Origin of the sequence: Halomonas halophila (assembly GCF_030406665.1) — a bacterium.
GTDB classification, from domain to species: Bacteria; Pseudomonadota; Gammaproteobacteria; order Pseudomonadales; family Halomonadaceae; genus Halomonas; species Halomonas halophila.
Window position 1 is genome coordinate 3,480,229 of record NZ_CP129121.1, and the last position, 13,017, is coordinate 3,493,245.

Consider the following 13,017-nt stretch of genomic DNA (forward strand, 5'->3'; position numbering starts at 1 on the left):
CTCGAGATCCTGGCCGCCGGCGGTGCTCGCTATCCTCATGTAGCAGGCTACACTCCGGTAGCTGCGCTCCGGCGGCGACCAGCCTCTCATCGCTCGCGACATGAATCCGCGCTTTCCGTTACCTCTCTGAAGAGAGCCTTCCTGCCATGCGCCTGTTTCTGGCCCTGGTACCGCCGCCGGCCCTGCGCCGGCGGTTCGGCGTTCTGGCCGATGCCGCCCGCTCCCGCTGCGGCGGCCGGCGCATGCCGGACGACGGCTTTCACCTCACGCTCGCCTTCCTCGGCGAGCAGCCGGAGGCCCGGGCCACGGCCATCGCCGATTGGCTGGCGCGCTTCACCCTGCTGCCCGGCCGCTGGCGGCTCGACCGCTGGGGCCAGTTCCGCCGCCCGGGCATCGTCTGGGTCGGCGGCGACGCCCCCGATCCGGCGCTCGGCGCCCTCCAGCATCAGCTCTGGAACGGGCTCGAGCGGCTCGGCGTCGAAGGGCGCCCCGAGCGCTTCGTGCCGCATGTCACCCTGCTGCGCCGGGCCGAGCGACCACCCGCCCCCGACCTGCCGGCCGTGGCGCTGGACTGGACGTATTCCCGCGTCGAGTTGATCCGCTCGACCGTCACGCCCCGGGGCAGCCGCTATGCCTGCCTGGCGCGCACGCCCGGGCCACTCCCGGACGTGTCGGCAGACGGTCGGAAGGACGAGGAACGCTAGGTGGTGGCCTCGGGCAGGTAGCCGCCCTCGCGCAGCACCTGCAGATAGCCCTCGCGGAAGGTGGGGAAGCGGAAACGATAGCCGCTCTCGAGCAGGCGAGCGTTGTCGCAGCGCTTGCTGGCCCGGCGGCGCAGCGGCGACTGGATGGTCTCGGTGGCCTCGACCTTGAGCTGCCTGGCCAGCCAGGCCATCACCTCGTGGAGCGGTGCCGGCTCGCAGTCGCTGGCGAGATAGAGCTCATGCAGCGACTCGCCGGCCAGCGCCCGCCCGATCAGGTGGGCCAGCACGCCGGCGCAGTCGTCGCGATGGATGCGGTTGGAGTACATGGCCGGTGTCGCGGCGGCGATACGGCCCTCGCCGACCTGGCGGATCAGGCGGTCGCGCCCCGGGCCGTAGATGCCGGAGAAGCGCACTACCGACCCGAGCAACGCGTGATCGATCAGCGCCTGTTCGGCCTCGCGCATCAGCGCGCCGGAGAAGCCGGTGGGCTCGGTGGGGCTGGCCTCATCCACCGTCTCGCCGCCCTGCTGGGCGTAGACGCTGGTGGAAGAGACGAAGAACACGTGCTTCGGCGGGCGCTTGCGGCCACCGAACTCGGCGAGCACCGCCTTGAGGCCATCCGGGTAGGCCGCCCGATAGGCCTCTTCCTCGAAGCGGTCGGCGCTGACCACATAGACCAGAATATCCGCATCCGGCAGCTCGGCCAGCGCCGTCGCGTCGCCGAGATCCGCCGAGATGCCCTTGAGGCCGGTATCGGCCAGCCTTGTGGCATCGCGGCGCACCCCGATGACCTTGTGGCCGTCGGCCTTGAGCGCCTGGCCCAGCGTCGTACCGATGTCGCCGCAGCCCAGAATCAGCGTCGTTGTCTTCACCTTTCCCTCGCCCCCTGATAAAAAGTCCCTATGACCCTTGGGGTGCCCTATGGATGGGGCCCGCGACACACTGACAATCGAGGAAGCCCCGGCACCAAAATGACTCTAACAGAACTCCGTTACATCGTAACCCTGGCCCAGGAACGCCACTTCGGCCGCGCCGCCGAGCACTGCTTCGTGTCCCAGCCGACCCTCTCGGTGGCAGTCAAGAAGCTGGAGGAAGAGCTGGGCGTGGCACTGTTCGAGCGTTCCAAGTCCACCGTACAGGTCACGCCGCTGGGCGAGAAGATCGTCGAGCAGGCCCAGCGCGTGCTGGAACAGAGCAGCGTGATCAAGGAACTGGCCAGCGCCGGGCGCGACCAGCTGGCCAGTCCGCTGCGCATCGGTGCCATCTATACCGTCGGCCCCTACCTGTTCCCGCACCTGATTCCGGAGCTCACCCGCCGCGCGCCGCAGATGCCGCTCTACATCGAGGAAGGCTTCACCGGCGAGCTGCGGCGCAAGCTGCGCAGCGGCGAGCTGGACGCCATCATCGTCGCACTGCCGTTCACCGAGACCGACGTGGTGACCAAGCCGCTCTACGAGGAAGCCTTCGACGTGCTGCTGCCGGCCGACCACGCCTGGGCCGAGCGCGAGAGCATCGACAAGGAGGATCTGCTCCAGGAGCGCCTGCTGCTGCTCGGCGAGGGCCATTGCTTCCGCGACCAGATCCTCGAGGCCTGCCCGGCGATCAGCCACAAGCTCAACAGCCCCAACAACACCCTGACCGCCGAGGGCGGCTCGCTGGAGACGATCCGGCACATGGTCGCCTCGCGGCTCGGCATCACCGTGCTGCCGCGCTCGGCGATCGGCACCGGCCACTACGAGAGCGGCCTGCTCACCAGCCGCCCCTTCACGGCCCCCGGCCCGGGCCGCACCGTGGCCATCGCCTGGCGGGCCAGCTTCCCGCGGCCCCAGGCCATCGACGCGGTCACCGAGGCCATCGCCCACTGCCGCGCGGCCACGAACGAGCCGGCATGAGCGGCCTCGACGCCCCCGTCACGGACCTCAAGGGCGTCGGCGAGGCGCTGGCCCAGAAGCTGGGCCGCCTGCGCATCGATGCCGTCGCCGACCTGCTGTTCCACCTGCCGCTGCGCTACCAGGATCGCACCCGCATCACCCCCGTCGCCGGCCTCCGCTCCGGCGACGAGGCCGTGGTCGAGGGCGAGGTGATGGCCGCCGACGTGGTGCGCGGCCGGCGCCGCAGCCTGCTGGTGCGGCTCAGGGACGGCTCCGGCATCCTCAGCCTGCGCTTCTTCCACTTCTCGCCGGCCCAGCAGCAGCAGTTCTGCCCCGGCGCCCGGGTGCGCGCCTTCGGCGAGGCCCGGGCCGGTGCCACCGGGCTCGAGATCTACCACCCGGAATATCGCCTGATCGGCGAGGGCGCACCGGCGGTGGAGGATCACCTCACGCCTCTCTACCCGACCACCGAGGGGCTGCACCAGACGCGCCTGCGGGCGCTGATCGACCAGGCCCTGGCACGCCTCGACGCCACGCCCGAGGCGCTGCCGGAATGGCTGCCCGAGGCGCTGCGCCACCAGTACGCCCTGCCGGAGCTGCACGACAGCCTGCGCGAGCTGCACCATCCGCCGCCGGATGCCGACCCGGACGCGCTGGCCGAGGGCCGCCACCCGGCCGCGCGCCGGCTGGCCCTGGAGGAACTGCTGGCCCACCGGCTGAGCCTGCGCGAGGTACGCCTGCGCATCCAGGAGGACGGCGCGCCGGCGCTGTCCGACGGCCGTGGCCTGCAGGCCCGCTTCCTGACCCAGCTGCCCTTCTCGCTGACCGGCGCCCAGCGCCGGGTACTCGACGAGATCCGCGCCGACCTGGCCGAGGAGCGGCCCATGCTGCGCCTGGTGCAGGGCGACGTGGGCTCGGGCAAGACCGTGGTCGCCGCCATGGCGGCGCTGTCCGCCATCGCCGGCGGCTGCCAGGCGGCCATGATGGCGCCCACCGAGATCCTCGCCGAGCAGCACTACCGGGCCTTCAAGGCCTGGTTCGAGCCGCTCGGCATCGAGGTGGCCTGGCTGGCGGGCAAGCTCAAGGGCAAGGCCCGGCTCGACGCCAAGGCGGCGATCCTCGACGGCCGGGCGCAGATGGTGGTCGGCACCCACGCGCTGTTCCAGGGCGACGTTCACTTCCATCGCCTGGGCCTGGCGATCATCGACGAGCAGCACCGCTTCGGCGTCCACCAGCGCCTGGCGCTGCGCGAGAAGGGCGAGGCCGGCGGCCTGACGCCCCACCAGATGGTGATGACCGCCACGCCGATCCCCCGCACCCTGGCGATGAGCGCCTACGCCGACCTGGACGTCTCGGTGATCGACGAGCTGCCGCCCGGGCGCACCCCGGTGAAGACGGTGGTGGTGCCCGACGGGCGCCGCCCCGAGGTGGTCGAGCGCATCCGCCACGCCTGCGCCGAGGGCCGCCAGGCCTACTGGGTCTGCACCCTGATCGAGGAGTCCGAGGCGCTGCAGTGCCAGGCCGCCGAGGCCAGCCGCGACGAGCTGGTGGCGGCGCTGCCTGAGCTCTCGATCGGCCTGGTCCACGGCCGCATGAAGGCCGCCGAGAAGGCCGAGGTGATGGCGGCCTTCAAGGCCGGCGAGCTGGACCTGCTGGTGGCCACCACGGTGATCGAGGTCGGCGTCGACGTGCCCAACGCCAGCCTGATGATCATCGAGAACCCGGAGCGACTGGGCCTCTCCCAGCTGCACCAGCTGCGCGGCCGGGTCGGCCGCGGCGCCACCGCGAGCTTCTGCGTGCTGCTCTATCATCCGCCGCTGTCGGACCACTCGCGCAAGCGACTGACGGTGATGCGCGAGACCACCGACGGCTTCCGCATCGCCGAGCAGGACCTGGAGATCCGCGGCCCCGGCGAGGTGCTGGGCACTCGCCAGACCGGCCTGGCGCAGATGAAGATCGCCGATCTGGAGCGCGACGCCGACCTGCTGCCGCGCATCTCGCCGCTGGCCGAGGCGCTGCTGGCCGAGCACCCCGAGGCCAGCCGGCCGCTGATCCGCCGCTGGCTGGGCGAGGAAGCCGGCCGCTACGGGCAGGTCTGACAGCTGCAAGCCAGCAGCGTGAAATCGTTCGCCGCAAAAGAAAACCCCGAAGGTGGAAGCCTTCGGGGTTTTCTTGTAGCTCGGCGCTTGTAGCTCGGCGCTTGTAGCTCGGCGCTTGTAGCTCGGCGCTTGTAGCTCGGCGCTACAGGTGCTTCAGCAGTCCCTGCAGGCGCTCGAGGTCCCTGGCATCGCCGACCAGCCGCACGCGGCCGGCCATCATGCCGTCGAGGAAGGCCTTCTGGGTGGGCTTGCGGAGCACCCGGATCGCGCTGTCCGCGTCCTCGAAACGCAGCTCCAGGTCGAGATCCACCGGCAGGCCGTTCCCGGTCTCGATGCCGCGAGGCGACATCCGATAGTGGCGGGCGATGGCGAGATCCTCGGTGCCGATGCCCCAGTCGAGGCGTTTCAGTTCACCCAGGCGCTCGCGGAAGGCGGGCTTGCGACGCAGCGCACGCTTGAGCAGCACGCCGAGCACCCACAGCATCAGGCGGAGCTTCATCGGGATACCGTTGGTCGGAAAGCGAAATGAGGAAGGATCGCGCGGCCCGAGCATCGGGCCGCGCCTCGCGCCTTACTTGGCGACGGCGTCCTTGAGGCCCTTGCCCGGCTTGAAGGCCACGGTCTTGCTGGCCGGAATGGTCAGGGACTCGCCGGTCTGGGGGTTCTTGCCGGTGCGGGCGGCACGCTCGCGCACGGTGAAGGTGCCGAAACCGATCAGCGACACGTCCTTGCCGTCGGACACGCTGCCGGTGATCTCGTCGAGAATGACGTTCAGCACCTGGCTGGCCTTGTCCTTGGAAAGATCGGCACGTTCGGCGATCGCCGCGGCGAGTTCGGGTTTGCGCATACAGCCCTCCTGGTTTGACATCCTGCCGATGATCCCATCGGCCGCATTGTTGTTCGCGGTGATTCATGCACCACTCGCATGCCGCCGACGGGGCGGCATGCGGATGACGCCGTGTGGCAACGCCGCTGCCAGACCCGGAATCCCGGGGGCGCCGTCGTTGACGTCACTAGCCTAGCAACGGCGGCGCAGCGCGCGCCAGTTCGACTTTCCGACGCACGCGGGCGCCTGTCAACGCAAATCCGATCAAACGTCCGTCTTCATCCTCGGCCAGGGCGCTCAGATCATGCCCCTCGCCCTCGATGCGCCAGCGGGCGGGAGAGACGGCGGGAGGAAGCGCCACCACCGGCAGCAGCGGCGTCTTCACCAGCACCGGCCAGGGCCCGTAGCGCACCTCGGTGGGCGTGCCGGAAAGCGTCGCCGCCAGCGCCTTGGCGCCGGCCTGCAGCGGCTGGACGTACATGGCATTGACGCCGTCGACGCAGGCCACGTCGCCCAGCGCATGGATGCCGGGCGCCGAGGTCGCCAGATGGCGGTCGACGAGAATCCCGGCCGGCCCCACGGCAAGCCCGGCCGCCTCGGCCAGCGCGGTGCGGGGCCGCAGGCCGGTGGCCACCAGCACCAGGTCGGCCTCGAGGGCGGTGCCGTCGTCCAGGCCCAGCGCCACCCGCTCGCCCTCGGGCGAAAGCAGGTCGACCATGCGCCCGGTGTGCAGGGCGATGCCGGCCTCGACGAAGGCCTCGCCCAGCGCCCGCCCCAGCGGCTCGGGCAGCAGCCGCGGCAGCGGCGCCGACTCCGGGGCGATCAGCTCGACCGCATGACCGCCGGCGGCCAGGTCGTTGGCGAACTCGCAGCCCACCAGGCCGATGCCGACCACGGCGACCCGCGCCGGGCGATCGAGCGCCGCCAGGGCGGCGTGGAAGGCACGGTAGTCGTCGAGATCGTTGACGGTATGGACCCGGCCGGCCAGCGCCTCGGGAATAGCGAAGGGCGGCGCCGGGGCCGCGCCGGTGGCCAGCACCAGCTCGCCCCAGGGCAGCCGCTCGGCGCCGAGGGTCAGGGTGTACGCGGCCGGATCGATGGCCTCGACCCGGGTGTGCGTGCGCATCGTCACACCGAGCTGGTCGGCCGCCTCAAGCGCGCTGCGCGAGGCCAGGCGATCCGGCGGCAGGCGCTTGGCGAAGCCGGTGGAGAGCAGCGGCTTGGAGTAGTCCTCGCCGCCGTCGGCGGTGATCAGGGTGATGGGGCGCTCGGGCTGCCGGGTCCGGACCTGGCGCGCCAGGCCCAGCCCGGCCATGCCGGAGCCGATGATGGTCAGGGGTGCGCTCATGGGGCTCCTCGCTGCAGGGGCGCGACGGCCCGACATGGTACACTAGCCGCCCTTTGCATTGGACGCGGAGTAGCGCAGTGAATCACGGTCCGGCCCTCGCTCCCCGATGGCGCCCCCTGGCGGCGGCCCGCCCCGCCATGAGCCCGGCCTGGTGGCGTTGGGTCGCCTCACGGGACTCGCTGACCCGTCGGCTGATCGAGGCCGGCGCGCCGCGCCGCTTCCGGGTCAGGCTGCTCGACCAGCGCCTGGGCCGGCCGCGGCGCGACGAGGCCCTGGCACTGGGCATGGCGCCGGGCCGCCTGGCCTGGCGGCGCGAGGTCGCGCTGTGCCTCGACGACCGGCCCTGGGTGATGGCGCGCTCGGTGGCCCCGCTTCACGGCCTCCGTGGCCAGCGGCTGGCGGGCCTCGGCGAGCGCTCGCTGGGTCACTGGCTGTTCCGCCAGCCCGGCCTCGAGCGCGGCCCCATCGAGGTCAGCGCCGACCCGGCCCCCTTCCACGACGCCCCGGGCCCCTGGGGCCGACGCTCGGTGCTGCGCCACGGCCGCTTCGCGGTGCTGGTCCAGGAGTTCTTCCTCGACGACATGGCGGATGACCTGGCCCTGCCGGCGCGATAGGCTCCCAGGCATCGCCCGAAACCCGTGTCGTCCGATTCAACCGAGAGACCCACATGGAACGTTCCCTGATGCGCCCCAAGGGGCTGGACCGGCTGCCCGACTTCCTGCAACTGACCCGCCTCGACCGCCCCATCGGCACCTGGCTGCTGATGTGGCCGACGCTGTGGGCGCTGTGGACGGCGGCCGAGGGCGTTCCCGAGCGCCGGCTGCTGCTGATCTTCGTCGCCGGGGTCTACCTGATGCGGGCCGCGGGCTGCGTGGTCAACGACTACGCCGACCGCCACTTCGACGGCCACGTGAAGCGGACGAAGTCGCGTCCGCTGGCCACCGGACGCATCGGCGAAGGCGAGGCCAAGGCGCTGTTCGCCGGCCTGGTGCTGGCGGCCTTCGTGCTGGTGTGTTTCACCAACGCCTTCACCGTGATGCTGTCGGTGGGCGGCGTGATCCTGGCCTTCGTCTACCCCTTCATGAAGCGCTACACCCACCTGCCCCAGGTGGTGCTGGGGGCGGCCTTCTCGTGGGCCATTCCCATGGCCTTCGGCGCGGTGCTCGGCCAGGTGCCGCTGGAGGCCTGGCTGCTGTTCGCCGCCAACGTGCTGTGGACCGTGGCCTACGACACCGAGTACGCCATGGTCGACCGCGACGACGACCTGCGCATCGGCATCAAGTCCACCGCGGTGCTGTTCGGCCGTGCCGACCGGCTGATCATCGGCCTTTTGCAGCTGGCCACGCTGGCCCTGCTGGCCTGGGCCGGCGAACGCCTCGGCCTGGGCGGCTTCTTCTGGGTCGGCCTGGCCGCGATGGCCGCCACCTTCGTCCACCAGCAGCGGCTGATCCGCCATCGCGATCGCGATCGCTGCTTCCAGGCCTTCCTCAACAACCATTGGTCGGGGCTGCTGGCGTTCGCCGGCATCGCGCTGTCGCTGTGGCCGGCCGCCGGCGGGTGATGCCGGACGGGGTCGAACGGCAGGGCTAAGCGGGGGCGACAGGCGGTGACTGTCACGGTATTGTCACAAGGACATGCTGTCATCGTCACCAATATGTCACTGATCTCGACCATGAGGCCCCGGGATGACCGCCAAGACCGTACTGATCGTCGATGATGAAGCGCCCATCCGCGAGATGATCGCCGTGGCGCTGGAGATGGCCGACTATCGCGTCCTCGAGGCGGACAATGCCCAGAGCGCCCACGCCATGGTCGTCGATCACCAGCCCGACCTGGTGCTGCTGGACTGGATGATGCCCGGCACCAGCGGCGTCGAGCTCGCCCGCCGCCTGAAGCGCGAGGAAGGCACCTCGGAACTGCCGATCATCATGCTCACCGCCAAGGGCGAAGAGGACAACAAGATCCAGGGCCTCGAATCCGGGGCCGACGACTACATCACCAAGCCCTTCTCGCCCCGCGAGCTGGTGGCGCGCCTCAAGGCGGTGCTGCGCCGCGCCACGCCGCGCGGCGTCGAGGAGCCGGTGCAGGTCGAGGGCCTGATGCTCGACCCGGTCAGCCACCGGGTCAGCATCGACGGCCAGTCGCTGGAGATCGGCCCCACCGAGTACCGCCTGCTGCAGTTCTTCATGACCCACCAGGAGCGCGCCTATACCCGCGGCCAGCTGCTCGATCAGGTCTGGGGCGGCAACGTCTACGTCGAGGAGCGCACCGTGGACGTGCACATCCGCCGCCTGCGCAAGGCGCTGGGCGAGCCGCACCAGCAGCTGATCCAGACCGTGCGCGGGACCGGCTACCGCTTCTCCGCCAAGGGCTGACGTGGGCCGGCTGTGGCGACGCGAATGGTGGCGGCTGGGTGCCCTGGTGGGCGCCGGCGCCCTGGTCGGCTGGCCCTTCGGCTTCAGCGGCACCGGCATCGCCGTGGGGCTCGCCCTCTATCTCTTCTACCAGCTGCGCCAGCTGCACGCCCTGCAGGAATGGCTGACCCATCATCCCCATGACGAGCCGCCCTCGGCCTCCGGCCTGTGGGGCGAGCTGTTCGATCGCCTCTACCGCTACCAGAAGGGCCAGCGCCTCACCCAGCGCCGGCTGCGCGACACCCTGAGCCGTATCCAGGAGTCCTCGGAGGCGATGCGCGACAGCGTGGTGATGCTCGACCGCCACGGCGACATGGAGTGGTGGAACAGCGCCGCCGAACGCATGCTGGGCCTCAAGCCGGCCCATGATCGCGGCCAGCACATCACCAACCTGATGCGCGACCCAAGCTTCGTCGACTACTTCCACGCCCGGGACTATCGCGAGCCGCTGACGCTGTGCTCGCCGATCGACGAGAACCTCATCCTGCAGTTCCAGATCACCCTCTACGGCGACGACGAGCGCCTGGTGATGGCCCGCGACATCACCCGCCTGCACCGCCTGGAGCAGATGCGCCGCGACTTCGTGGCCAACGTGTCCCACGAGCTGCGCACCCCGCTCACCGTGCTGGCGGGCTACCTCGAGACCTACGGCGACATGGCCGAGATGCTGCCCGAGCGCCTGGGCCGAGGCATCGGCCAGATGCAGAGCCAGACCAAGCGCATGCAGAACCTGGTCAACGACCTGCTGCTGCTGTCGCGGCTGGAGAACGACCAGGGCGGCCACGACGACATCCGCATCGACCCCACCAGCCTGCTCGAGGCCGTGCGGCGCGACGCCGAGGCGCTGTCCGAGGGCCACCACCAGCTGGAGGTGGCGGTCGAGGAGCCCCGCGGCCTGCTCGGCTCGGAGAAGGAGCTGCACAGCACCGTTTCCAACCTGGCCTTCAATGCCGTGCGCTATGCCGGCGAGGGCAGCCGCATCGTGCTGCGCTGGCGCCCCTGGGGCGACGGCGCCTGCCTGGAGGTGGAGGACGACGGCGAGGGCATCGATCCGCTGCACATCCCGCGCCTGACCGAGCGCTTCTACCGGGTCGACAAGGGCCGCAGCACCGCCACCGGTGGCACCGGCCTGGGGCTGGCCATCGTCAAGCACGTGCTGCTGCGCCACGACGCCCAGCTGGAGATCGACTCCCGGCTCGGCGAGGGCGCCACCTTCCGCTGCATCTTCCCCGCCGCCCGCCTCACCGACGCCGCGCCGGCTTCGCGGCGCGCTTGATCCCGTCCCCGGACGCCACTCCGCCCGACGCAGGCCGGGCGGAGGGATGTCACGTGATCACGACGCCTGCCCGGGGCGCGGGCATCAGCGCCTCGCCGGGGCAGCATCGGGCGTCAGCGCCCGGTAGTGGTCTTCCCACATCAGCACCGCGCCGGCCACGGCACCGGGCAGCAGGAACAGGTTGGCCAGCGGCAGCCAGGTGATCAGCATCACCCAGCCGCCGTAGGTGAGCGTCGGCCAGCGGCGCGCGGCCAGCCGGCGGCGCATGTCGGCGAAGGTCACCTTGTTGTTGTCCATGGGATAGTCGAGGTAGGTGACCGCCATCATCCAGGCCGAGAACAGCAGCCACAGCAGCGGGGCGACCAGGTTGATCACCGGGATCCAGCCGATCACGAACAGCAGCGCCATGCGCGGCAGGATGTAGCCCAGCTTGACCAGTTCACGGCCCAGGGCATCGATGGCGGTGCGTGCCAGGCCACGGTCGTCCAACGGCGGCCGGCCGGTCACCTCGCGCTCGACCTTCTCGGCCAGCAGGCCGTAGAAGGGCGCGGCGATCAGCTGGGTCACCAGGGTGAAGCTGAAGAACACGATCAGCCCCAGGCTGAGCACGAACAGCGGCCAGATCAGCCACGACAGCCAGTCGAGCCAGCCCGGCACCATGGCCATCCAGCCGTCGAGCCAGCCGCCGAAGTGGGTCAGCACGTAGCTCAGCATGGCAGCGTAGACCACCAGGTTGGCCAGTATCGGCAGGAACACGTAGCGGCGCAGGCCGGGGGTGTAGACCAGGCGGGTTCCCCGGGACAGCGCCGAGAAGGCATCCAGCATCGGTGTCATTTCCTCCATCACGACGACGGCGGCCGTCGCCAGGGGCGACGGCCGCTTCTTTGACGGTAGCGGTCGAGCGGGGTTCAGCCCTCGTCGCCGCGCACCTCGTCGTCGAGATCATCCGGGGCCGTGTGGCGGATGTCGAGCCCCTTGACCAGATAGACCACGTATTCGGCCAGGTTGTTGGAGTGATCGCCGATCCGCTCCAGGGCGCGCAGGATCCACATGATGCCGAGTACCGGGGATATCACCCGGGCGTCTTCCATCATGAAGGTCATCAGCGAGCGCATGGCGCTCTTGTACTCGTTGTCGACCTGCTCGTCCTCCTGGACCACCTTGAGCGCCATCTCGGTGTCGAAGCGGGCAAAGGCGGTCAGGGCGTCGCGCATCATCTTGCGCACGTGCTCGCTGATCACGCGTACCTCGACGAAGCCGCGGCTGCCGTTCTGGCTCTCGACCAGCTCCAGGGCGTTGCGGGCGATCTTGCTGGCCTCGTCGCCGATGCGCTCCAGGTCGGAGGCGGCGCGGATCACCGCCAGCACCAGGCGCAGGTCGGAGGCCGCCGGCTGACGGCGGGCCAGGATCTGGGTGCACTCGTCGTCGATCTTGATCTGCATGTCGTTGACGGCGCGATCGTTGTCGACCACTCGCTCGGCCAGGGCGGAATCGCTGTCGAGCAGGGCACGGACGGCGTCCTGTACCTGCTTCTCGACCAGACCGCCCATGGCCATCAGGTGGGTCTTGAGCTCCTCGAGCTCATGATTGAACTGCCGCGAGATGTGCTGGCTGTGGATATCGCTGGTGATGTCCATGAGACTCTCCTGAGGGCGCTGGCGTCAGGCCATGCGTCCGGTAATGTAGTTCTCGGTGCGCGCGAGGCGCGGATTGGTGAACAGGGTATCGGTGGGGGCGTACTCCACCAGTTCGCCGCCCTGCAGGAAGGCGGTGAAATCCGAGACCCGTGCCGCCTGCTGCATGTTGTGGGTGACCAGCACCAGGGTCAGGCTCGACTTCAGGTTGCGGATCAGCTCCTCGACCTTGAGCGTCGAGATCGGGTCCAGGGCCGAGGCCGGCTCGTCGAGCAGCAGCACCTCGGGCTCCACCGCCAGGGTCCGGGCGATCACCAGGCGCTGCTGCTGGCCGCCGGACAGCGCCCAGGCCGAGGCCTGGAGGCGATCCTTGACCTCTTCCCACAGCGCCGCCGAGCGCAGTGACCACTCGACGATGTCGTCGATACGCCGCTTGCGCAGCCCGCCCTGCAGCCGCAGCCCGAACGCCACGTTGTCGTAGATCGACATCGGGAAGGGGTTCGGCGCCTGGAACACCATGCCGACCCGCCGGCGCAGCTCGGCCACCGCCACCTCGGGGGCATGGATCTCCTGGCCCTCGAGCCGAATCTCGCCCTCCCGCCGCACGTCCTCGTTGAGGTCGTGCAGGCGGTTGAGGGCGCGCAGCAGGGTCGACTTGCCGCAGCCCGAGGGCCCGATGAAGGCGGTGACCCGATGACGCGGCACCCGCAGGCTGAGGTCGCGCAGCGCCGGCTTGTCGCCGTAGCGCAGCCCGAAGCCCGAGATCTCCAGGCAGGAGGCCTCGGGCGCGAAATCGATGAAGGCTCCGTGCCGCGGAGCCGGGTCCTGCTTGACCGGCATTACAT

Annotated in this window: 14 protein-coding genes; 7 read left to right on the forward strand and 7 right to left on the reverse strand. The window is 70.4% G+C overall.

What is annotated here, in order from left to right; translation table 11 throughout:
• Positions 1–146: 146 nt before the first annotated feature.
• Positions 147–704: an RNA 2',3'-cyclic phosphodiesterase gene (thpR, locus tag QWG60_RS16420; protein WP_146909537.1), complete on the forward strand. Its 558-nt coding sequence runs from the start codon at positions 147–149 to the stop codon at positions 702–704.
• Here thpR and QWG60_RS16425 read toward each other — a convergent pair.
• Positions 701–1,576, reverse strand: a complete 876-nt coding sequence (locus QWG60_RS16425; RefSeq protein ID WP_146909535.1) for an SDR family oxidoreductase — start codon at positions 1,574–1,576, stop codon at positions 701–703. The genes thpR and QWG60_RS16425 overlap by 4 nt on opposite strands.
• A 99-nt stretch (positions 1,577–1,675) precedes the next feature.
• On the opposite strand from QWG60_RS16425, the gene QWG60_RS16430 reads away from it, so the two are divergent.
• On the forward strand, positions 1,676–2,596 hold the full coding sequence (locus QWG60_RS16430) for a hydrogen peroxide-inducible genes activator (protein WP_035594432.1): 921 nt from the start codon (positions 1,676–1,678) through the stop codon (positions 2,594–2,596).
• Positions 2,593–4,674, forward strand: coding sequence for an ATP-dependent DNA helicase RecG (gene recG / locus QWG60_RS16435; protein ID WP_146909532.1), 2,082 nt, complete (start codon positions 2,593–2,595; stop codon positions 4,672–4,674). The genes QWG60_RS16430 and recG overlap by 4 nt, the downstream gene beginning before the upstream one ends.
• A gap of 142 nt (positions 4,675–4,816) precedes the next feature.
• Here the strand turns inward: recG and QWG60_RS16440 are convergent, their stop codons facing one another.
• From QWG60_RS16440 to QWG60_RS16450, 3 genes are all read right to left on the reverse strand, one after another.
• A complete protein-coding gene (locus tag QWG60_RS16440; protein WP_146909530.1) occupies positions 4,817–5,173 on the reverse strand; it encodes a hypothetical protein in 357 nt (118 codons plus the stop codon).
• Between the two features lie 72 nt (positions 5,174–5,245).
• Positions 5,246–5,521 carry an HU family DNA-binding protein gene (locus QWG60_RS16445; RefSeq protein ID WP_016855929.1) on the reverse strand — a complete coding sequence of 92 codons (276 nt, stop codon included), beginning with the start codon at positions 5,519–5,521 and terminating at the stop codon, positions 5,246–5,248.
• A gap of 166 nt (positions 5,522–5,687) precedes the next feature.
• Positions 5,688–6,848 carry an FAD-dependent oxidoreductase gene (locus QWG60_RS16450; RefSeq protein WP_146909528.1) on the reverse strand — a complete coding sequence of 387 codons (1,161 nt, stop codon included), beginning with the start codon at positions 6,846–6,848 and terminating at the stop codon, positions 5,688–5,690.
• 137 nt (positions 6,849–6,985) lie between these two features.
• On the opposite strand from QWG60_RS16450, the gene QWG60_RS16455 reads away from it, so the two are divergent.
• The 4 genes from QWG60_RS16455 to phoR all read left to right on the forward strand — a co-directional run bounded on the left by QWG60_RS16455 (position 6,986) and on the right by phoR (position 10,538).
• Positions 6,986–7,462 (forward strand): chorismate--pyruvate lyase family protein, encoded by a 477-nt coding sequence (locus tag QWG60_RS16455; RefSeq protein WP_081945801.1) that lies wholly within the window; start codon positions 6,986–6,988, stop codon positions 7,460–7,462.
• A 53-nt stretch (positions 7,463–7,515) separates the two neighbouring features.
• Complete coding sequence (gene ubiA, locus QWG60_RS16460; RefSeq protein ID WP_046078853.1) at positions 7,516–8,409, forward strand: 4-hydroxybenzoate octaprenyltransferase; 894 nt, start codon at positions 7,516–7,518, stop codon at positions 8,407–8,409.
• Between the two features lie 124 nt (positions 8,410–8,533).
• Entirely contained in the window at positions 8,534–9,223 is a 690-nt protein-coding gene (phoB, locus tag QWG60_RS16465) for a phosphate regulon transcriptional regulator PhoB (RefSeq protein ID WP_035594446.1), read from the forward strand.
• A 1-nt stretch (position 9,224) separates the two neighbouring features.
• Positions 9,225–10,538: a phosphate regulon sensor histidine kinase PhoR gene (gene phoR / locus QWG60_RS16470; protein ID WP_146909526.1), complete on the forward strand. Its 1,314-nt coding sequence runs from the start codon at positions 9,225–9,227 to the stop codon at positions 10,536–10,538.
• A gap of 84 nt (positions 10,539–10,622) precedes the next feature.
• Here phoR and cysZ read toward each other — a convergent pair whose 3' ends face one another.
• The 3 genes from cysZ to pstB form a co-directional block, all read right to left on the reverse strand.
• Positions 10,623–11,363 (reverse strand): sulfate transporter CysZ, encoded by a 741-nt coding sequence (gene cysZ, locus QWG60_RS16475; protein ID WP_035594451.1) that lies wholly within the window; start codon positions 11,361–11,363, stop codon positions 10,623–10,625.
• Between the two features lie 83 nt (positions 11,364–11,446).
• Complete coding sequence (phoU, locus tag QWG60_RS16480) at positions 11,447–12,175, reverse strand: phosphate signaling complex protein PhoU (protein WP_146909524.1); 729 nt, start codon at positions 12,173–12,175, stop codon at positions 11,447–11,449.
• A 24-nt stretch (positions 12,176–12,199) separates the two neighbouring features.
• On the reverse strand, positions 12,200–13,012 hold the full coding sequence (pstB, locus tag QWG60_RS16485) for a phosphate ABC transporter ATP-binding protein PstB (protein WP_107181747.1): 813 nt from the start codon (positions 13,010–13,012) through the stop codon (positions 12,200–12,202).
• Positions 13,013–13,017: the final 5 nt, after the last annotated feature.